The sequence below is a fragment of the Accumulibacter sp. genome, assembly GCF_023806635.1.
Taxonomy (GTDB): Bacteria; Pseudomonadota; Gammaproteobacteria; order Burkholderiales; family Rhodocyclaceae; genus Accumulibacter.
This window is the reverse complement of the sequence record NZ_JAMTDQ010000118.1, coordinates 13844-32340: the sequence shown is the minus strand read 5'-3', so window position 1 is coordinate 32340 and position 18497 is coordinate 13844. Positions and strand designations below refer to the sequence as shown.

20 protein-coding genes and 1 pseudogene are annotated in these 18497 nt (G+C 66.6%); 14 read left to right on the top strand and 7 right to left on the bottom strand.

Annotated features, from left to right (window positions below):
• Positions 1-16 precede the first annotated feature (16 nt).
• Both NFW30_RS19910 and NFW30_RS19905 read left to right on the top strand, forming a co-directional pair.
• Complete coding sequence (locus NFW30_RS19910) at positions 17-457, top strand: hypothetical protein (protein WP_295355268.1); 441 nt, start codon at positions 17-19, stop codon at positions 455-457.
• Positions 454-1431, top strand: a complete 978-nt coding sequence (locus NFW30_RS19905) for a CapA family protein (protein WP_295355267.1) — start codon at positions 454-456, stop codon at positions 1429-1431. Before NFW30_RS19910 ends, NFW30_RS19905 begins: the two co-directional genes overlap by 4 nt.
• A 10-nt stretch (positions 1432-1441) precedes the next feature.
• Here NFW30_RS19905 and cbiB read toward each other — a convergent pair whose 3' ends face one another.
• The gene (cbiB, locus tag NFW30_RS19900) at positions 1442-2389 is read right to left on the bottom strand and encodes an adenosylcobinamide-phosphate synthase CbiB (RefSeq protein ID WP_295355265.1); all 948 of its coding nucleotides are present in this window, start codon (positions 2387-2389) and stop codon (positions 1442-1444) included.
• A 257-nt stretch (positions 2390-2646) separates the two neighbouring features.
• Here cbiB and NFW30_RS19895 point away from each other — a divergent pair, with 257 nt between their 5' ends.
• Entirely contained in the window at positions 2647-3573 is a 927-nt protein-coding gene (locus NFW30_RS19895) for a hypothetical protein (protein WP_295355263.1), read from the top strand.
• On the opposite strand, the gene NFW30_RS19890 is transcribed toward NFW30_RS19895, so the two are convergent.
• Positions 3570-3800: a hypothetical protein gene (locus NFW30_RS19890; RefSeq protein WP_295355261.1), complete on the bottom strand. Its 231-nt coding sequence runs from the start codon at positions 3798-3800 to the stop codon at positions 3570-3572. The genes NFW30_RS19895 and NFW30_RS19890 overlap by 4 nt on opposite strands.
• A 304-nt stretch (positions 3801-4104) precedes the next feature.
• On the opposite strand from NFW30_RS19890, the gene NFW30_RS19885 reads away from it, so the two are divergent.
• On the top strand, positions 4105-4293 hold the full coding sequence (locus tag NFW30_RS19885) for a hypothetical protein (protein WP_295355259.1): 189 nt from the start codon (positions 4105-4107) through the stop codon (positions 4291-4293).
• Positions 4294-4308: 15 nt separating this feature from the next.
• Here the strand turns inward: NFW30_RS19885 and NFW30_RS19880 are convergent, their stop codons facing one another.
• Complete coding sequence (locus NFW30_RS19880) at positions 4309-5955, bottom strand: transposase (protein WP_295372558.1); 1647 nt, start codon at positions 5953-5955, stop codon at positions 4309-4311.
• Between the two features lie 101 nt (positions 5956-6056).
• Between NFW30_RS19880 and NFW30_RS20160 the strand changes: the two genes are divergently transcribed.
• Positions 6057-6311, top strand: coding sequence for a histidine phosphatase family protein (locus tag NFW30_RS20160; protein WP_363322134.1), 255 nt, complete (start codon positions 6057-6059; stop codon positions 6309-6311).
• Here the strand turns inward: NFW30_RS20160 and NFW30_RS19875 are convergent.
• Positions 6296-6682 carry an OmpA family protein gene (locus NFW30_RS19875; RefSeq protein WP_295352887.1) on the bottom strand — a complete coding sequence of 129 codons (387 nt, stop codon included), beginning with the start codon at positions 6680-6682 and terminating at the stop codon, positions 6296-6298. The two genes, NFW30_RS20160 and NFW30_RS19875, sit on opposite strands and share 16 nt — an antisense overlap.
• A 282-nt stretch (positions 6683-6964) precedes the next feature.
• Positions 6965-7198, bottom strand: a complete 234-nt coding sequence (locus tag NFW30_RS19870) for a helix-turn-helix domain-containing protein (RefSeq protein WP_295352952.1) — start codon at positions 7196-7198, stop codon at positions 6965-6967.
• A gap of 293 nt (positions 7199-7491) precedes the next feature.
• On the opposite strand from NFW30_RS19870, the gene NFW30_RS19865 reads away from it, so the two are divergent.
• The 8 genes and pseudogenes from NFW30_RS19865 (at position 7492) to NFW30_RS20150 (ending at position 15526) form a co-directional block, all read left to right on the top strand.
• Positions 7492-8721: a cation:proton antiporter gene (locus NFW30_RS19865; RefSeq protein WP_295352889.1), complete on the top strand. Its 1230-nt coding sequence runs from the start codon at positions 7492-7494 to the stop codon at positions 8719-8721.
• Positions 8722-8962: 241 nt separating this feature from the next.
• Positions 8963-10240: a cation:proton antiporter gene (locus NFW30_RS19860; RefSeq protein WP_295352891.1), complete on the top strand. Its 1278-nt coding sequence runs from the start codon at positions 8963-8965 to the stop codon at positions 10238-10240.
• Positions 10237-11391 (top strand): YbdK family carboxylate-amine ligase, encoded by a 1155-nt coding sequence (locus NFW30_RS19855; RefSeq protein WP_295352893.1) that lies wholly within the window; start codon positions 10237-10239, stop codon positions 11389-11391. Before NFW30_RS19860 ends, NFW30_RS19855 begins: the two co-directional genes overlap by 4 nt.
• Entirely contained in the window at positions 11388-12650 is a 1263-nt protein-coding gene (locus NFW30_RS19850) for a hypothetical protein (protein ID WP_295352895.1), read from the top strand. The genes NFW30_RS19855 and NFW30_RS19850 overlap by 4 nt, the downstream gene beginning before the upstream one ends.
• A pseudogene (locus NFW30_RS20155) lies at positions 12610-13662 on the top strand (GNAT family N-acetyltransferase); the annotation flags it as partial. The gene NFW30_RS19850 and the pseudogene NFW30_RS20155, both read left to right, overlap by 41 nt.
• A 586-nt stretch (positions 13663-14248) precedes the next feature.
• Positions 14249-15037, top strand: coding sequence for a GNAT family N-acetyltransferase (locus tag NFW30_RS19840; protein WP_295352899.1), 789 nt, complete (start codon positions 14249-14251; stop codon positions 15035-15037).
• Positions 15022-15303 carry a hypothetical protein gene (locus NFW30_RS19835; RefSeq protein ID WP_295352900.1) on the top strand — a complete coding sequence of 94 codons (282 nt, stop codon included), beginning with the start codon at positions 15022-15024 and terminating at the stop codon, positions 15301-15303. The genes NFW30_RS19840 and NFW30_RS19835 overlap by 16 nt, the downstream gene beginning before the upstream one ends.
• Entirely contained in the window at positions 15275-15526 is a 252-nt protein-coding gene (locus NFW30_RS20150) for a hypothetical protein (RefSeq protein ID WP_363322133.1), read from the top strand. Before NFW30_RS19835 ends, NFW30_RS20150 begins: the two co-directional genes overlap by 29 nt.
• Before the next feature lie 30 nt (positions 15527-15556).
• Here the strand turns inward: NFW30_RS20150 and NFW30_RS19830 are convergent, their stop codons facing one another.
• Positions 15557-16216: a hypothetical protein gene (locus NFW30_RS19830; RefSeq protein WP_295352903.1), complete on the bottom strand. Its 660-nt coding sequence runs from the start codon at positions 16214-16216 to the stop codon at positions 15557-15559.
• Positions 16217-16238: 22 nt separating this feature from the next.
• On the bottom strand, positions 16239-17690 hold the full coding sequence (locus tag NFW30_RS19825) for an NAD-dependent succinate-semialdehyde dehydrogenase (protein ID WP_295352906.1): 1452 nt from the start codon (positions 17688-17690) through the stop codon (positions 16239-16241).
• A 47-nt stretch (positions 17691-17737) separates the two neighbouring features.
• Here NFW30_RS19825 and NFW30_RS19820 point away from each other — a divergent pair, with 47 nt between their 5' ends.
• A complete protein-coding gene (locus NFW30_RS19820; protein WP_295352909.1) occupies positions 17738-18232 on the top strand; it encodes a C40 family peptidase in 495 nt (164 codons plus the stop codon).
• The last annotated feature ends 265 nt before the right edge of the window (positions 18233-18497 follow it).

Here is an 18497-nt window from a genome sequence, read left to right as displayed (position 1 = left end):
CTCCTTCCCGACGCCCATGCCGCATCACCTCGCCGCAGTTGCCGGCCGACGCCTTTGCGCTGCCTGCTTCATCGCCGCTGCCCTGCAGCTCGCCGGCGCCTGCCACGCCGAGACGCTGGTCTGTCACGTCAGCTACGGTGGCGAGACGCGCAGCCTGCGGACCGGGCCGGTCGCCTCACCCTACACCGTGCCGGTGCAGGCGATCGGCTCCTACTTCCTCTTCCGCATGGTCTGGCAGAAGGAACCTGCCGATCTCGCCACGATCAAGGTCTATGTCTTCGCCGACCGCGACGGCGGCGCAGCGCCGATCCAGCAGCTCAGCCATCCCTACCCGCCGCCGGCGCCCGCGCGCCCGGGCTACGGATTCACCGGCCTGAACAGCGTGTACGAGCCGGTGCGGGACGGCGAACTGCAGTACTGGTGCGAGCTGTCGCCGGCAGCCGGGCGCACACCATGAGCGGCAGGCGCCACCTGCGCTGGCTGCTCCTCGCGTTCTGCTGCGCTCTCGGCCCTGCCCTCGCCGGCGAACCGCTGCGCCTGCTGTTCGTCGGCGACATCATGCTCGACGACGGACCCGGCCGGCTGGTCGCCGCCGGCGGCGATCCGCTGGCACCCTTTGCCACGCTGCTGCTTGACGCCGACTACCGCATCGGCAACCTCGAGTGCCCGATCGCCACCAGCGGCACGCCGCTGGCGAACAAGATCGCCACCTTCCGCGCCCACCCGCGCGTGCTGCCGGTTCTGGCTGGACGCTTCGACGCGCTCGCCGTCGCCAACAACCATTCCGGCGACTACGGCCGCGAGGCCTTCGTCGAAACCCTGGATCTCCTGGCGGCGCAGGGGATCGCCGCCATCGGTGGCGGTCGCGACCTCGCGCAGGCGCACCGGCCGCTGTGGATCGAACGCCGTGGCCTGCGCGTCGCCGTCCTTGCCTACAACGAATTCAAGCCACGTTCCTTCGAGGCCGGTGCCGACTGGCCGGGAATCGCCTGGAGCGAGGACAGCCATGTCGTCGCCGACATCCGCGCGGCGCGCGCAGCCGGTGCCGATCTGGTCATCCCCTTCATGCACTGGGGCTGGGAACGCGAAGCGCAGGCCAGTGCGCGGCAGCGACGGCTGGCGCGGCTGATGATCGATGCCGGTGCCGACGTGGTCGTCGGCGGCCACGCGCACGTCACGCAGGGGGTCGAGTACTACCGCGATCGGCTGATCGTCTACAGCCTCGGCAACTTCGTCTTCGACGGTTTCGACTTCGCGGCTGCGCGGAGCGGCTGGATGTTGCGCCTGACGCTCGACGGCAGTGGCCTGCTGGCCTGGGACACGGTGACTGCCGACATCGACGACGACGGCACGCCGCGGCCGCTGGCCGGCAGCACGGCGCCCTGCGGGCGGCGCGGCGACCCGTTCATCCGCGACTGCCGCTGGCCCTGATGTCGACAGATCAGAACCGCAGCCAGCCGCCGAACAGGAACAGCGCGAGCCACAGCAGCAGGCTGCGCCGGACCAGGGTCAAAGCCCGCGCGATGTCGGCAGGTGTCGCCGGCCGGCCCTCGCCAAGCGGCGGCCGCTGCTGCCGCTGGCCGTCGTAGGTCGCCGCGCCGCCGAGCGCGAGACCGAGGCTGCCGGCGCCGGCGGCCATCACCGGCCCGGCGTTCGGGCTCTTCCACTGCGCACCCTGCCGCCACCAGCAGCGCAGGGCGCTGCGCGTATCGCCGACGAGCGCGTAGGAGAGCGCCGTCAGGCGCGCGGGAACGAGGTTCAGCAGGTCGTCGATGCGTGCCGCGGCCCAGCCGAAGGCGGCGAAACGCTGGTTGCGGTACCCCCACATCGCATCGAGCGTGTTGCCGAGACGAAACAGGATGGCGCCGGCACCACCGAGCAGCGCGAACCAGAACAGCGCGCCGAAGATGGCATCGTTGCCGTTCTCGAGCGTCGATTCGACGCAGGCGCTGGCGACCGCGTCGGCATCGAGTTCCGCCGTCTGGCGCGACACCATCCAGCCGACATGCTCGCGCGCCGCCGCCAGATCGCCCGCCGCCAGATCGTCGGCGACGCGTCGTGCATGCTCGTCGAGGCTGCGGGCGCCGAGCGCCAGGTAGAGCAGCAGCGCGTCGACGATCGCGCCCGGCAACCCGCCGGGAATCGCCCACAGCGCCAGACCGACAAACGGCACGACGAGCAGCGTCCACGCCAGCAGACCACGCAGGCGACGTCCACGGCCCGCGTTCAGCACCCGCTCGCAGGCGTTCGCCAGCGTGCCGAAGGCGACCAGCGGGTGCCCGCGGCGTGGTTCGCCGAAGAGACGGTCGAGCACCGCACCGGCGACCGCTGCCAGCGGCAGCAGCAGCACGGTCGCGCTGTCGGCAGCGAAGAACGAGGGGAAAGACACGGCAGGCGAACAGAAGGCGGTGGCGGCGAAGGCAGGATTCTACGCTGAACGCCGCGCCGCCCGCAGGCGGATGAACAACGGTCGCTGTACCGTGGCGACCGGTCAACGGCACGCACGACCCGCGCCCGCAAGCCGCAGCGGTCGACGTGCCGCCGACCTCGGCTACCTGCGCCCCCGGTTCCCGGCAGTCGTCGCTATACTGTTGGCGGCGGCGGCATCTCCGGCCGACTCGCCCCCCTTTCACGAAAGGACGATCCATGCGCAAGGCGATCCTGGCGGTTCTCGTCTGCCTCGGCAGCTCGCTGGCCTCGGCGGCGGTGATCAACGTCGAGTTCAAGTTCACCCCCTTCGTCGGCGACCCGCAGAAGAACGAGCAGGTGACGACCGTCGCCGGCAAGGCGCGGCTGTACATCAACAACATCTTTTTCGCCGAGCAGGAGGTGCGCAAGGGCACCGTACCGGTGCTCTTCGAGGCGCGCGAGATCGCCCCCGCGGTGTGGCTGCCCGTGGCTTCCGCCGGACCGGCGGTGCGCAAGGGCCGCAATACGCTGCGCATCGACTTCGAGCCAGCCGATGCGCAGGCCAGCTACCGCGCGCAGTTGCGCTGGGCCGAGGTCAACGACCAGGTGACCGAAGAGCGCAGCGGCGGACAGTTCAGGTCGACCAACCAGAGCGGCGAAGGCGTCGAGGAAAAGGCGGCCACCGGCAGGCTGCGGATCGAGCGCCAGTTCGATGCGCCATTCGCCAGCGAACATCCCTGGCATCGTGCCGCAGCGGTGAACTCGCTCAGTGACGCCGACCGGCAGGAACTCGCGAAGCTGGTCAAGGCGCGCGCCGACAGCTTCAAACCGAACTTTGACGGCATCTACGCGGCGCTGCAGGGCAACCCGCAGATCCGGGTCGACGAAATCCGGAAGATGAAGTGTCTCGACAAGGCCTGGTCGGCAGGCGTGCGCATCGACGCACCGGCTGCCGACCAGCTCGAGGTGACGCTCACCGGCAACGCCGAGGTGGTACTGCGCCGGACCAACGGCGACCTCTTCCGTCCGGCCGATCCGGCGAAGTTCGAGAGGATCAAGGGCGAGGACGCCCGCGCCTGCGCCGGCTTGGCGCTGTTTGCCGCCTTCCCGCCGCGAATGGTCGTCGTGCGCGCGACGGATGGCGGCTGGCAGGCGGTCTACTAGCCTAGCGCGCTAGGCGGGCGGCCGAGCTGATTGCGCTCCCTGCCGAGCGGTACGGTAGCGAGCGCTTCCACGTCGTCCGGATCGACGCCCTGTTGGCACTGGAGATCAACAACCGCGGCTGCACTGGCCGCGCGCTGGTGCTTGTCCAAGGCAGGGCGCGTACGCTGATCCTTGGCGTCGATGGCAGCGACCGCCGGTGCAGCGACGAGGTCGACGCCTTCCATCATCGGTGGCATCCACCGGCTTCGGCACCCGCAGGCGAACAACGGTGCAGTGACCCGACCCATGCGTCAAGCAGCGGGCAGGACGCGGGGTTGCCCAGCCGTCCTCCCGCACTCTGGACGGGGATCGTGCCACCCCGAACGCCGTCGCTGACGAGGCTGCGTGGCTGCATCAGTCAGGCCACCAGTGCCTGCCCCAGGGGCGATTCCAGCAGCGCTTCCACTTCGACCACTACTGCGAGTATCTCGTTGTCCGGGCAGGCACATCGCAAGAAATTGTCGGTGCCTGTCGCGTCCTCTCGCCGATCGTTTGCCGTACGAACGGCTGGTCAATGGCGCACGGGTGCTGATGCCACCCTGGATCAAGGGCTACCTGCGCGCCGGCGCGTGGGTGTGCGCCGACCTGGCCTGGAAACCGGAGTTCAACACTGCCCGCATGTTCCTGCACCTGCCGTTGTCGCGCTTCAACACGGGCTACTGTCTGCCGTCTGATCAGTAAACCTATTTTCCTCTGTTAGCCGCTGTCGGGAAGCGGTAAGAGCTGGGTTGGCAACGCAAGAAGCGCCTCTTTGCGCGGCCTGGCGGCCAGGATTTTTTCGATGATGTAACGTACCAAAGCGGTCCAGCGGTCTGGTTTGGTCAACTGTGGCGCATTTGTCTTGATCGTCTCGAAAGCCCTGCGGGCACTGGCGATCATGGCTTTGATCTGGTCGCCGGCGGCATGGGTCAGCGTGATCAGGAGACGGGATTGCCCGGCATGCTGAGTGAGGCGTGCGACGCCGGCGAGGAGTAGCGGACGGGAGGTGATGGCTTCCCGACGAGTCTTCGGATGGGCGAGGCGAACGTACCAGCTCCACCAGTTGTAAATCAGAGCGACGGCTCGGGCCGACAGGTTGCAGCGCTCGAGATCCTGCGTCGTATAGCCACCCCATCCCCACTGGTTGGTCAGCTCGTCAAAGCCGTTCTCGCAGTCGGCCCGATCACGATACAACTGTCCGAGCGCCGCGAGATCGTACTCGCTGTGGGTCACCAGAACGGCGTACTCCCAGTTCTTCGCGAGTTCCTCGCTGTTGCCGAACGGGAGTCTGTGCTGGCCCTTGCCGGCTTTTCGCGCGCGCGCTTTGACGGTCGTCTCCGGCTTCTGGCGGGCGCGCCGGACCACCACCACCCGTCGGGCGCAGGTCCAACCCATCAGCTGGAGGTTGGCCTCCACGGCTTGCTCGCCAGCTCCGACATCCCGCCAGTCACCGTTCTTCCAAAGACGCTCGATCAAGCGAACCACTCCCGCGCTTTGCCGTAGCTTGAAGAGGTAGGGTTGATCGATCGCTTCCAGTTCCTTCATGATCCGCTCGACCCCGAAGCCGATGTCGCCGCGTACCAGGCGCGGACGCGACTCGGGCGGTAGGCGGCCGAGAATTTCGAGCAGTCGCGGCAAGCCGTGGCACCCTGCGATGGCCTTGCCATTCTGGACTTCGGCATCGAGTACCAGACGCATCCCGGAGATCCAGTACGTGTGTACGACATGGCTTGGCCGACCGGGCTTCACGGGGTTGTAACCGATCTCCGCCCCGGCCTGATGACCATAAAGCACCTTCACCGTCGTGTCGATGTCGAGAATCCACTGCGTCCACAAGGCTTCTCGAATGCTCTCGCTCAACGCCATTTCCATCCAGGCGCCAGTCCGCGCCAAACGAGCTTCTCGCTCCAGACGCTCCGCTTCGGAACAGCGCTTCGGTGCCGGGGCCAAGTGCGCGAGCGCTCGCCGCAGACTCTCATCGCTGATGATCGCGCTCATACCGAGGATCTCCGGCGCCACGCCATCGCTGCGCAGTCCCGTCACATGCGCATACCGGCGTTGTCCATCCAGAATCGACAGCAGCCAAGTGCCCAGGACATTGCGCACAGACGGCGCATTCGGGCTCGTGTAGGCCATCGGGCAGCCTTCCAGCCAACGCTCGAACAAACCCGAGAACTCCAGGAACTCCGCGAAGAACGCGAGCTGCCCCAGCGCCGTGGCGCTGCCACCCTCGTCCCAGCGAACCTGAAAGCGGCCCCCCGGTGTGGTCACCCGCAAGGCCTCTGCCACGATCGCCTCCGGCGCGCTCAGCGCGTTCTGAACCGCCACCACCACCGCTCTTTGCTCGAAGCGCTCTTCACCCATTGGGTGATCCCCCTGTCTCGGCTGAAACCCGCATCACACCACGGTCTCGGCAGGTTTGGCGAGCGTCAACTGAGGAAAATAGGGTAAAGGACGGAGTGGCGATGGACCTGATCCCTTGGCGGCACGCGGACGCGGCCGGGGGAAAGGGGGGCATCGCTGACAGCAAGTGTCGACTCGCTGCCCGGGGCAGGAAGCAGGCGGAGCACATGGCCGAGTGGCTTATGGCGCACCGATTGAGCAAAGCGAGGATGCTCGCCAGTCCCGCCGAGCGGGCAAGGCAGACCGCGCACGCCCTGGGCTTACCCTACACGGAAATTGGTCGCCTCCGACGTGGGCGGCTCTACCGATTGGCGTAGATCAACTCGACGCGCCCGATCCGGCGGCAATCCGCCATCCTGCAGGTGGGCCTGGACCCCTCTGGCCCAACGCCATAGCGACGCAGCGGATGAATCTGCTTCCTGGGAACGCCGAGGTTGCGCAGGAGCTTGGCGACGGCGTCGAGACGCTGGTCCGCCAACGCCAGATTGTAGGAGTCACTGCCCTGGCCGTAGGTGTAGACAGCCAGGGAAACGACCTGCTCCGGATTCTCCTTCAAGCGTGCCGCATGCAGCCGCAACTTGCCTTGTCCCGTGGCATCGATGCGGGTGGCACGTCCGGCGAAGTAGATGCTGTTTGCTTCGTCAGGAACGACCGCGGTCGTGTGCCGGGTTGGTGGGGGCTCATCCAACGGCAAATCGGCGGCCGCGGAAGGACCGAGCGACCGTGTCGGCACGCCTTCTGACGGTGCTGTCGCCGAAGTACTGCACCCCAGAAGCATGAGGCCAAGGGTCACCAGCGACAGGCACGAGCGCATGCGCCGCTTCTGTTCAGGCTTCACTGCGGATTCCTTACGATGTCGGCCAGCGGGACACTGGCGAAGGCATCGTTTCGTCCGGGGAGGTGCCGTATCAACTCAGATAGATTGATATGCAATGTTTGGAGTGCGACCTCCGGCATGGCCGACAGCGCTTCAGGAAGAGCGCCTTCGGCGGGGCCGGGTAGCGCCGCGATGACCTGGACGGCACCAGGCAAGATGGAGGCCAACGCGGCGCTGATCCTCGTGTCGGCGCGTCTTGATGAGGTATCCGCGAGCGACCAGCTTTTCAACGAGCTGACTACAGGTGGACTGATGTATGGCCAGAAGTGCCGCGAGGTCCGTCACTCCGAGTCCCGGGAGGCGTTGGACCTCCTGCAGAATCCACATCTGCGAACCGGGAAGCCCGCAGCGTTCTTCCACCTCGCGGAAATACTGGCGCATCGTGCCGTAGATCACGCGGAACTGTTGCAGAACCGCCAAGGGAACCTGCGGCGTGGCCGTTGACAGAGGGAGCGTCATCATGCGTCAGCTGTTGTGTTGGTCGGGAAAGCGAATTATATTGCCTGTCAATGTACCGGCGGTGGCTTTTTGAGCATGCGTGTTTGGCGATGATCCTGCGCGGAAGCGGCTGGTCGCGCGTCGCCGCCACGCCGAGAGAAGCTGTGAGGACTCACGACTCGATGTTCAATTCGATCCAGATTCTCGGCATGGCTCTCCTCGGCGGTCTGGCTGCAGGCGAGCTTGCGCGTCGCGCGTTGCGTTTGCCGCGCACGACCGGTTACGTTGTCTTCGGGCTGCTGGTCGGGCAGAGTGGACTGGGTTGGATAGCGCCTTACGATATCGAGTCCAACCAGCTGTTCATCGACCTGGCACTGGGTCTGATCCTGTTCGAGCTCGGCCACCAGGTCCCGCCAGTCACTGTCAGCGAAGGCTTGAGACGACTGCGCGCGGGGATACTGATCTCCCTTGCCACGGGATCGGCCATCGCCCTGGCGATCCTGGCTCTGGACTTCCCCGCCAGTTCCGCCGTTTTCGCGGCAGCACTTTGTCTCGCCACTTCGCCAGCGATCACCATAGCGACTTGCGGCGATGTCGGTGCCAGAGGAGACAAGACCGACCTGCTGTTCACCATGGTGGCGATCAATGGATGCGTTGCCTTTGTGGCCTCCACTTGGTCCATGCCGTTCCTGGTTCAGGACGAGGCGATCAGCAAGCTGGCCGGCGTCTGGGCGGCGACACGGAGACTGACCGCGGCCGTGGTACTGGGCGGTTCCTGCGCCGGGCTGGTACTGATCGGCGCCCGACTTCTGGGACGGCGGTCAGAACACCAGCACCTGCTGGTTCTCGGTAGCATCCTTCTCGGTGTGGGAACGGCCATCCACCTGGAGATCTCGGTGCTGCTGCCGATGCTGCTCTGCGGCTGCCTGACACGAGCGCTTGACCGGAAGCAGCAGGTCGTCGCCATCCGCATTGCCCGTGATGCCAGGATCTTTCTCGTCGTCACGTTCGTTCTTGCCGGTGCGGTCCTGGATGTTGGCGTACTCATGGGCCATTGGCTGGAAGCCCTCGTGCTGGTGATCGCCCGCGCCGCAGGACAGTTCGCCGGCGTGTTGTGGAATCGGCATTGCCTGCGCTTGAACACTGAATCGGCAGTCTACCTGTCGCTCGGATTGCAGCCGATGTCGAGCGTTGCCCTGGTTCTCCTCGCCAACGAGCAGACGCTTTACGCCGGTCTCGAGCCAAGATTGACGGGTGCCCTGCTGGCGACGATTCTCCTGATGCAGTTGTTCGGCCCCCTGGCGACACAGACGGCGATCAAAGGCTTCGGTGAGGCGACCCGTCTGGCATCGCTCGACCCGGCGGCAGACCAGCCGGCCGCCAAACCGAGTTCCTGGGGCGGAGATCGATGAGCAGACGGCCTTGGCGCATCGGTATTCCGGCGCGCATCGACCATCCGGCGCTCAATGCGACGGGTTCTGCAGTCGAAATCCCTGCCGTATCGCGGCAAGGCGGCGGGCAAGGATGTTCGTGGGAATCGGGACGGGCACAGCAATGCGGTCGAGTGCGCCGCCAGGTCCGGCTCGGCGAATCTCCAACCGGACGAATTTCTCGTTGCCGCCAGCGACTGACTCTGGTGAGCGGATGGGCACGATGCTGAACGATGTTCTGTCGTTGGCAAGAGCCAGTTGGGAAGACCTGCAGGAACGCCTCTTCTTCCTGCCACCGTTCCCCGATGAAGTCGATTCCCTGGCCTTGTTCAGCATGCTTCTGGTCGTCGGCTTGCTGGTCGGCGAGTGGTTGCGCGCTCGACTGGGCTGGCCGAAGGTCGTTGGCTACGTGCTGGCAGGGACGCTCTTCGGTCCCTCCGTTCTCGGCTGGATCAGCATCGAGGCGCTGGCCCAGACACGACCAGTTGCCGATGCCGCACTCGGACTGCTGATGCTCGAGATCGGGCGACGCCTTGATCTGCGCTGGCTCGGTCATCATCGCGGACTGCTCCGGGCAGCGATCGCGGAAATCACCCTCTCCTTCACGGCCATCTTCCTCTTTGCGTGGGGAGTGGTCGGGCTGATCCCGGCATGGGCGGCCGCTGCCGCGGCCGTCACCATGGCTTCGGCGCCGGCCGTCGTCCTGCTGATCGTCGAGGAGTCCCGCGCGCAGGGGCAGGTCACCGAGCGAATGATCATGCATACGGCGCTGAGTGCCGCTGCGTCATTCGTCGTGTTTGCCTTCGTCGTCGGGGTGGTACATGCGGAGTACAGCGACGACTGGCTCAATGCCGTCGTGCATCCGCTGTGGGTGGTGATCGGTGCCTTGATCGTCGCCTGGCTGATGACGCGGCTGGCGCTCTTGGTCGCGTCCAGGTTGCCGAAGCGCTCGCTGCCACAGGTCTTCATCCTCGTCGCCACGGCCTTGCTCGCCGTCGGCACTGCCCGCATGCTGGCAGTGCCGGTGTTCCTGACACTCTTCCTCATGGGGGCGATCCTGTCGTTCGGCGATCAGGAGAGAACACTCAGCTATACCAACTTGCCCGAAGGACACTGGTTTCTGGCGATCATCCTCTTTGTCGTCGTCGGCGCCTCGCTGCCCTGGCAAGACTTCACCTGGCTGATCGGATTGCAGGCGCTAGGTCTGTTGCTGGTTCGGGCGGTGGCCAAGGTGGCCGCCCTGGCTTGGGCCGGGGATGGCCTGAAAGCGGTCAGGGCGCGGGTTCTGGTGGGAGTCGGCATTCAACCGCTGTCAGCCACCGCCGTCTTCATGGCCTATGAAATCGCCGGACTCTATCCGGAAGTTGGCCGTTCGTCACTGTCATTGCCGCTGTTTACCGCCGCGATCATGGAACTCACTGGCCCAGTGCTTTGCCGCTTCGCGCTGGTGCGAGCGGGCGAGACCGCGCCGACGGACGCCAGCAGGGAGGGAGTGGGATGAGCCAGCCAATCGCCGAATTCAAACAGAGCCAGCCGCTGACCCTGGGCGTCGAGCTTGAGTTGCAGTTGCTTTCCGTGCGCGACTTCGACCTGACGCGTGGGGCGACGGATCTCCTCGGCAGCATGGACTACGATGGTCGCTTTGGTGAGATCAAGCTTGAAATCACCGAAAGCATGATCGAGGTCAGCACATTGCCGCGGACGCTGGTCGATGGCATCGCTGCCGATCTTCTCGGCCTGCGACAAGCGATCGTCAGTCAATGCGCGCGCAACCATATCGCCGTCTGCGGTGGTGGCACGCATCCATTCCATCGCTGGTCGGAGCGCCGGATTTGTCCGGGTGACCGCTTCCATGAGATCCACCATCGCTATGGCTACCTGGCAAAGCAATTCACGGTGTTCGGCCAGCACATTCATGTCGGCTGTCCGTCGGGCGACGATGCGATCTGGTTGACGCAGGCCCTGGGAGCCTATGTGCCGGTCTTCATCGCGCTGTCGGCTTCGTCGCCCTTCGTCGATGGCGAAGACACCCTCTTCCAGTCTGCTCGCCTGAATGCCGTGTCCGCTTTCCCGTTGAGCGGGCAATGCCCGGCGTTGCGCGACTGGGCCGAGTTCAGCGAACACTTTTCCCTGCTGCAGGCCTGTGGCATCGCTCGCAGCATCAAGGATCTCTACTGGGACATTCGTCCCAAGCCCGAATTCGGTACCGTGGAAATCCGCGTCTGCGACACGCCACTGACCGTCGAGCGCGCCGCGGCACTGGCAGCGCTGGCGCAAAGCCTGGTCCGCCGACTTCTGCGTACGCGACCGGTCCTCAACACCCAACGGCAGCTTCATGTCGCCCGGTACAACAAGTTTCAGGCTTGCCGCCATGGTTTCGACGCCCAGATCTCGGATCCGATCGGCCTGCGACAGGTCCCTCTGCGGCAGATCGCCCGTGAGTTGCTCGGCGCGCTGGCCGAGGATGCGCACGAGCTGGGCTGTAGCGCATGGTTGGAGCTTCTCGACGCCTCCTGGGCCAGCGAGATCTCCGACGCCGGATGGTTGCGCAGGCGTCAGGCCATCCACGGAAACCTGAACGACGTCGTCCGTGAGGCGGCGATGCGCTTTGGCAAGAATGGGGGCATCAATTTCGCCGAGGAGAGACGATGAAGTACAGGCTGCCGATGCTGTCACTGATGCTGTCTTTGGCGTTGCCAGTGCATGCGGCAGAGGAGTGCGTCATCGAGACGGTACCGAGGAGTGCAAGCGGTCTTGGCCCATGGATCAACCAGGACAACTGGCTGGCACCCGAGAATCTACGCGTCGGCCTGCAGTCGGCCGGCAGCTTCATGCCGTTGCTGAGAATCAGTCCGATGACAGCAGCGCGGGTCCTCCGCCCCGCGTCCCGACAGGTCGATCTCGAAAGGATCAAGGCCCGCGATCCGCTCGATCGGCAACAGCGCGATGCCGGGTTCCTGCTGGTCACCCGCTTGTATGCTGATGGCGTGGTGGTGCTGAGTGACGGAAGGATCGCGGGCGAGCGCTACTGGAACGGACTGGAAGCGAAAGACCAGCGACTGCTGCTTGGTGCAACGCGGCCGTTCCTTTCCCTGATGGCGGCCATGGCTGTTGCCCAGGGCAAGATTTCACCGGACCGGTCGATCATTCGCCACATACCAGCCCTTGGTGCTCAGACGGGGCTGCGCAAGCTGTCCACCCGGCGCCTGCTCGAAGGCGAAGCTCGCTTCGACTGGTCGTCACATGAGGTCGATGACTGGCTGGCTGCCGGTGGATGGCGCTCCGGCGCGAACCCCGGCGGGATTCGGGCCTGGCTTGCCCAGCCGGGACGCTGGGAAAGGGACTTTTCCAGCGTCCCCACGCTCGGCGAAGTCGGACCTGATGGCGATCTCCTCGTCTGGGCAATCGCCGAAAGTCACCGTTTGCCGCTGGCGCAGGTCTTTTGCGAACAGATGTATCGCAAGCTGCGGCCCGAGACTGCCGCCCTCTGGCTGACCGACGTCCAGGGAACGGAACTGTCCGCCGGATTGGCACTCTCGCTGCGTGACTTTGCCCGTTTCGGACAATGGCTGATCGACGCCAGGAACGGCAGCCGACGGAGCGGGATTCCGAACTGGTTCATCGAGACGCTGACCGCCTCCGCCGGGCTGCGCACAGAGAAGGCTCTGGAACTGGCGGGTCTGAGAAAAGGCAGCGAATTCCGGTACGGCTTTGTCCACCTTGGCGGAGCACAGAACCGAATCGCCGTTCTGGGTCCGTACGGCAACAGCCTGTACATCGATTTTGATCGCCGATTGGTGATCGCCATCTTTGCGGCCTATCCGCGGGATCACACGGCCGCAATGCGCGCCACGCTCGAGGAAGTGTGGGATGCAGTGGGTTCGGCGACACAGCAGGGTGGCCGGCGGTGAAGCGGGTCGGCCCGTACCCCTTGCAGCACAGGCCTCTCGGCGCTGTCGCCGGGACCCGGGACGGCATGGCAGTTGCCCCCTGTCCGATGCTGCCCGGTCATCGCCCGCGACTTCTGCAACGGCCGCGCCACTCGACGCCCTGGGTCGCGGCGCGCGAAGGCATGATCAGGACCGGGCGCGTGGTGATGCCCTGCAACCGCCGCCAGTATCCAGCATGACCTGGGAGATACGCCTCGCCGGCCACGCCTTTCCGCATTTCGCCAGAGACTGGAACCGCCTGAACGACGCGCTCCATGGTGGCCACCCTGCGTTCGACAGCCGCTTCGTCGGCGCACTGCTCGCCCACTTCGGCAGCGGCAACGAATTGCTGTGCATCCACCGCAGCGGCGAGGCTGTCGATGGCGCGCTGATCCTCAGCCGTCGCGGCGTCGGGCGCTGGGCACTCTTCCTGCCCGCGCAGGCGCCGGTCGGCGCACTGCTCATCGAGGACGCGCGCTGCCTCGATACCTTGATGCCGGCGCTGCCCGGGTACGCGTGGACGATCGATCTGCTCGCCATCGACCCCGCGTTCGAGCCTGACTGGAGCCGTCTCCTCCTGCCGCGCACGATGGTTCGCCACCAACTGACGATGGCGGTCGCAACCGGCGGCGACTTCCCCGACTACTGGCAGGCTCGCCCGAGCAAGCTGCGCGGCAACCTGCGCCGCTACCAGCGCAGGAGCGGCGATCATGCGGTCAGCGTGCGGGTCACCCGCGAACCGCGAGAGATCGGTGCCGCGGTCAGCCGCTACGCCGAAGTCGAAAGCGTCGGCTGGAAGGCCGCCACCGGCACGGCGATCGGCACGGACAACCCGCAGGGACGCTTCTACGAGCAACTGCTCCACGACTTCGTCCGCTCGGGCCAGGCTCTGGTCGTCGAACTCTGGTTCGACGACAGGCTCGCCGCCTCGCGGCTCGTGGTTTGCCACGAGCGCATGTGGATCATGCTGAAGACCACCTACGACGAGTCGCTCGCCGCCATGGCGCCGGAGCGGCAACTCCTCTACGAAGCCCTGCAGGTCGCCTTTGCCGACATGCCGGCCGGCGCGGTCGAGTTCTACACCAACGCGACGCGCGACCAGACCGAGTGGGCGACGCATCTGCGCCATGTCTGCCACCACGAGCTCTACCGCAATACGACCGTCGCCAACGTCCACGGCATCGCGCGCGCGCTCCGCTGCCGGTTCGCCGGTGGCGAAGCGGCACAGCCTTCTGCAGCCTTCGATGCCACCAGCGTCGCCGCCTACCGCAACCCGGCCGAGATGCCGCCGGCGATGCGCTCGCTGTTCGACGCAGCCGCTGGTCGCGAAGCGGAACTGTCACCGGAATGGTTCGCCAACCTGCAGGCCACGGTCTTCGGCGACGACGACTCCGTCCGTTACTACGCCGCCGAGCTGAATGGCTCGCCGACCGCCATCCTGCCCGTGCACGCCACTCGTGGAGACGGGCGCAGGGTGCCGGAGATCGAGTCGCTCGCCAACTTCTACACCTCGCTGTACGCGCCGCTCGTCGGGCCGAGCGCCGACCCGACCGACCTCGCCCGGCTGTTGCAGGCCGCCCGTGCCGACTGCGCGCGCGCGCGTGCTGAACTTCCATCCGATGGCCGTCGATTCGCGCGTGTACGAGGCAATGGTCGTCGCCCTGCGCAGCATCGGCTGCATCCCGTTCCGCTACTACTGCTTCGGCAACTGGTATCTGAAGGTCGACCGGTCCTGGAGCGCCTATCTGGAACAGCGCGACGGCGTCCTGCGCAATACCATTCGGCGCAAGCGCCGGCGCTTTCTCGCCGCCGGCGGCAGCTTCGAGATCGTCACCGGCATGGCGGAAGTCGAGTCGGCCACTGCCGAGTTCAACGCCCTGTACCGCCAGCGCTGGAAAAGGAACGAGCCCTACGCCGCCTTCATTCCCGGCTTGCTGCGTTGGCTCGCCGGCAGCGGCAAGTTGCGTCTCGGCATCGCGCGCATCGGCGGCAGGGCGATCGCCGCCCAGTTGTGGATCGTCAGCGGCGGCAAGGCCAGCATCTACAAGAACAAGATGGCCTACGACGAGGCGCAGGCGATCCACGCGCCGGGCACGCTGCTGACCGCCCACCTGATGGAGCAGGTCATCGACGTCGATCACGTCGCCGAGGTGGACTACCTGATCGGCGACGACCCGTACAAGCAGGCGTGGATGAGCCACCGCCGCGAACGCTGGGGCATCGTCGCCTACGATGCCGCCAGCCTTCCCGGCATCGCCCGCTTGCTTTGCGAAATCCTCGGCCGGACGATCCGCAGGACGCCGGCCGGCATCGACGGCAAGCAGGGCCTGTTCTCGACCGGGCGGAGCCGGCGATGGATCGGCTCGTGACGGCATGGCCTGTTGGCTTCCCCGTCTCGATCAAGGTCATCGGTACTCGGCCCAACATCGCGCAGGCCATTCGTCATAGCGGGGCCGACGATTTTCCGGCGGTCGAGGGCAATCAGCCGACCCGGGCCGGGTCGATCGGGGATCTGGTCAGCGCCTTTGGCGCTGCGCTGCCAAGTCTTCGACCAGATCGACTGCCTGCATGCGCCGCAACCCTGGCCAGGGCTGAAATCCTTCGCGATGATCACCAGCGAGCGGACGATCGGTGACAAGACCTCCGTCGCACGTCGCCGCTGTCTCGGCAACCTCGCTCCGGGCGCCGAACGAATGAACCGCGTCGGTCGTCAGCTCTTGCGTGTCGAAGACAGTCTGCACTGGGGCATGGATGTCGTTTTCCGCAACGACCGGGCGCGCCCGTGGGCCGATCATGCTGCTTGGGAGCTTGCGGTCCGGCGTCACATCGTCCCGAACCGACTCCGCCTAGCGGCCTAGCCTCCTGGTCGCCCGCCGCGGCCGGCGGCCTCAGTCCCCGCCACAACCTCCGCCACCGCAGCCGTCGCCCGACGACGAGTCGCCGTCGCCCGAACTGCCGCTGCAGCCGCCGCCGCAACCGATGTGGCCGGCGCAGTAGGCGCTGCCGGCGCCCGCCTGCGCTGCCGCCAGGCAGTCGAGCCGGTAGGTGAAGCCGCCGGCGATGCCGAGCATCGCGTCGAGGGCGAAGAGCAGCGGCAGCGACTGCGGTGCGCGCGGGTCGATGCCGTCGCGCCGGCAGGCCAGCCGCCAGGCGCGCTTGATTCCCTCCTGCGCGTCGGTCGGCGAGCGCATCGCCTCGGCCGGCGTGTGGTGCAGGAAGCGGCCGAGTCCGCGCTGGCAGAACTGCTGGTACTGGCGGGTGAACAGGATGAACTCGTGCCAGGCGTCATCGACCACCTGCGACGGCATCGCCACCAGCCGTTTCTTCGCCTGATGGCAGAGCTGGAAGTAATCGCGCAGCGCCTCGAAGACCTGCCTCCGCTGCGCCGCACCGAGCTCCGGCCGGCGCGCCGCCAGGCGCGCGTCGAGGAACTTCGCGTACGGGTAGTTCTCGATGAAATCGACGCGCTGACGGTGCAGGGCGCGCCGCCACCAGAGGATCATCGCGGCGACCAGACCGACGAACAGCAGGCCAACGAGCAGCTTCATCCCGCTTCCTCCACGGATCGGGTCAGACGGCGCTGAAGCACAGGTACTTGATCTCGAGATACTCGTCGATGCCGTGCTTCGATCCCTCGCGGCCGATCCCCGACTGCTTGACGCCGCCGAAGGGTGCCACTTCGTTCGAGATCAGCCCGGTGTTGATGCCGACCATGCCATACTCGAGGGCTTCGCCGACGCGCAGGCAGCGCGCGACATCGCGCGAGTAGAAGTAGGCGGCGAGACCGGACTCGGTGTCGTTGGCCATCGCCACCGCCTGCGCCTCGTCGCTGAAGCGGAAAACCGGCGCCACCGGGCCGAAGGTCTCTTCGCGGGCGACACGCATCGCCGGCGTCACGTCGGCAAGCACCGTCGGTTCGAAGAAGGTGCCGCCACGCGCATGCCGGCGGCCGCCGGTGACCACGCGTGCGCCGTGTGCCAGCGCGTCGGCGACATGTTCCTCGACCTTGGCCAGCGCGGCATCGTCGATCAGTGGTCCCTGCGTGACGCCTTCCTCGCTGCCTGCCCCGACCTGCAGCGAGCGCACGCGCTCGGCGAGTCGCTCGACGAAGCGATCGTACACCGCGTCCTGAACCAGCAGCCGGTTGGCGCAGACGCAGGTCTGGCCAGTATTGCGATACTTGGCGATGATCGCTCCCTCGACCGCCGCCGCGACATCGGCGTCGTCGAAGACGATGAACGGCGCGTTGCCGCCGAGTTCGAGCGAGATCTTCTTGATCGTCGCCGCGCACTGCGCCATCAGCAGGCGGCCGACCTCGGTCGAGCCGGTGAACGACAGCTTGCGCACCAGCGGGCTGGCGGTCAGCGCGCCGCCGATCGCCAGCGGATCGCCGGTCAGCACGTTGAACACGCCCGCCGGCAAGCCCGCATCGTGCGCCAGCAGCGCCAGCGCCAGCGCGGTCAGCGGCGTCTGCTCGGCCGGCTTGACGACCACCGTGCAGCCGGCGGCGAGCGCCGGCGCGACCTTGCGCGTGATCATCGCCAGCGGGAAGTTCCACGGCGTGATGGCGGCGCAGACGCCGACCGGCTGGCGGATCGTCAGCAGGCGACGATCACTCGCCGGCGACGGGATCGATTCGCCGTAAACGCGCTTGCCCTCCTCGGCGAACCATTCGACGAAAGAGGCACCATAGGCGACTTCGCCAGCCGCCTCGGCGAGTGGCTTGCCACACTCGGCGGTGATCAGTTGCGCCAGGTCGCCACCATTGGCGACGATCAGATCATGCCAGCGGCGCAGGACGGCGGCCCGCTCCCTGGCCGTCTTCCCCCGCCAGGCAGGCAGCGCGGCAGCAGCGGCGGCGATCGCCCGCCCGCTCTCGACGGCGCCCATCAGCGGCACCTCGCCGATGACCAGCGCGCTCGCCGGATCGCTGACCGCCAGCGTGCGGCCATCGTCGGCGGCCTGCCAGCGACCGTCGAGGTAGCATTCGGCGCGCAGCAGGCGTGAATCGACCAGATCCATGTTTCTTCCCTCCAATATCCCGAAAGCCGCAGTTTATACTAAGCACCATGCACGTCCGGACCCTGCTCGCCTGTCTCGTCCCGCTGCTGCTGCTGGCCTGCAGCAGCACGCCGCCAGCGCCCGGGCGGACGCCACAGCAGCCAGCAGCGCGGCCGGCGAGCAGCGACAGGGCGCACGATGTGGTGATGTTCGCCCTTGGCCTGATCGACACCGGTTACCGCTTCGGCGGCAAGAACCCCGAAGCCGGTCTCGACTGCAGCGGCATGGTTTCGTATATCTACGACCGGGCCGCCGGCATCCGGGTGAGCGGCAGTGCCGCCGACATCGCCCGCCGCGGACGCGAGGTCGACCGCTCGGACCTGCGCCCCGGCGATCTGGTCTTCTTCAACACGCGCAACGCACCCTTCTCGCACGTCGGCATCTACATCGGCGATGAGCGCTTCGTGCACGCGCCATCGGGCAGCGGCCGCGTGCGCATCGACCAGCTCGGCGCCCGTTACTACGCACAGCGCTTCGAGACCGCGCGCACCTACTTCGACTGACCGCCCGTGCGGCGACGAGCAGAGAGGTTGTGAAGAAATCGTCGCGAGCAGGCCGAAATGCAAGGCGCGATGGAGCGAACGACGAGACATATCAAGTGAATAGGCGAGGAGTGAGCGACTGAGCAACGCAGCAGATCGGTCGCGCAGTAGATTTATTCACAATCTCAGAGCGGAAAGCGGTCCTCGCCGCCGGATCGTGCGGGCTACCGTTCGCGCCGTCGCGAACGCGGCGGCAGAACCGGTCGCAGCCGGTCGACTCGAGCTC

What these genes read in the sequence shown, in the direction of transcription:
- NFW30_RS19910 (WP_295355268.1), top strand. Translation starts at nt 17, where the DNA reads ATGCCGCATCACCTCGCCGCAGTTGCCGGCCGACGCCTTTGCGCTGCC.
- NFW30_RS19905 (WP_295355267.1), top strand. Translation starts at nt 454, where the DNA reads ATGAGCGGCAGGCGCCACCTGCGCTGGCTGCTCCTCGCGTTCTGCTGC.
- NFW30_RS19895 (WP_295355263.1), top strand. Translation starts at nt 2,647, where the DNA reads ATGCGCAAGGCGATCCTGGCGGTTCTCGTCTGCCTCGGCAGCTCGCTG.
- NFW30_RS19890 (WP_295355261.1), bottom strand. Translation starts at nt 3,800, where the DNA reads ATGATGGAAGGCGTCGACCTCGTCGCTGCACCGGCGGTCGCTGCCATC.
- NFW30_RS19880 (WP_295372558.1), bottom strand. Translation starts at nt 5,955, where the DNA reads ATGGGTGAAGAGCGCTTCGAGCAAAGAGCGGTGGTGGTGGCGGTTCAG.
- NFW30_RS20160 (WP_363322134.1), top strand. Translation starts at nt 6,057, where the DNA reads ATGGACCTGATCCCTTGGCGGCACGCGGACGCGGCCGGGGGAAAGGGG.
- NFW30_RS19870 (WP_295352952.1), bottom strand. Translation starts at nt 7,198, where the DNA reads ATGTGGATTCTGCAGGAGGTCCAACGCCTCCCGGGACTCGGAGTGACG.
- NFW30_RS19865 (WP_295352889.1), top strand. Translation starts at nt 7,492, where the DNA reads ATGTTCAATTCGATCCAGATTCTCGGCATGGCTCTCCTCGGCGGTCTG.
- NFW30_RS19860 (WP_295352891.1), top strand. Translation starts at nt 8,963, where the DNA reads ATGCTGAACGATGTTCTGTCGTTGGCAAGAGCCAGTTGGGAAGACCTG.
- NFW30_RS19855 (WP_295352893.1), top strand. Translation starts at nt 10,237, where the DNA reads ATGAGCCAGCCAATCGCCGAATTCAAACAGAGCCAGCCGCTGACCCTG.
- NFW30_RS19850 (WP_295352895.1), top strand. Translation starts at nt 11,388, where the DNA reads ATGAAGTACAGGCTGCCGATGCTGTCACTGATGCTGTCTTTGGCGTTG.
- NFW30_RS19835 (WP_295352900.1), top strand. Translation starts at nt 15,022, where the DNA reads ATGGATCGGCTCGTGACGGCATGGCCTGTTGGCTTCCCCGTCTCGATC.
- NFW30_RS20150 (WP_363322133.1), top strand. Translation starts at nt 15,275, where the DNA reads ATGATCACCAGCGAGCGGACGATCGGTGACAAGACCTCCGTCGCACGT.
- NFW30_RS19830 (WP_295352903.1), bottom strand. Translation starts at nt 16,216, where the DNA reads ATGAAGCTGCTCGTTGGCCTGCTGTTCGTCGGTCTGGTCGCCGCGATG.
- NFW30_RS19825 (WP_295352906.1), bottom strand. Translation starts at nt 17,690, where the DNA reads ATGGATCTGGTCGATTCACGCCTGCTGCGCGCCGAATGCTACCTCGAC.
- NFW30_RS19820 (WP_295352909.1), top strand. Translation starts at nt 17,738, where the DNA reads ATGCACGTCCGGACCCTGCTCGCCTGTCTCGTCCCGCTGCTGCTGCTG.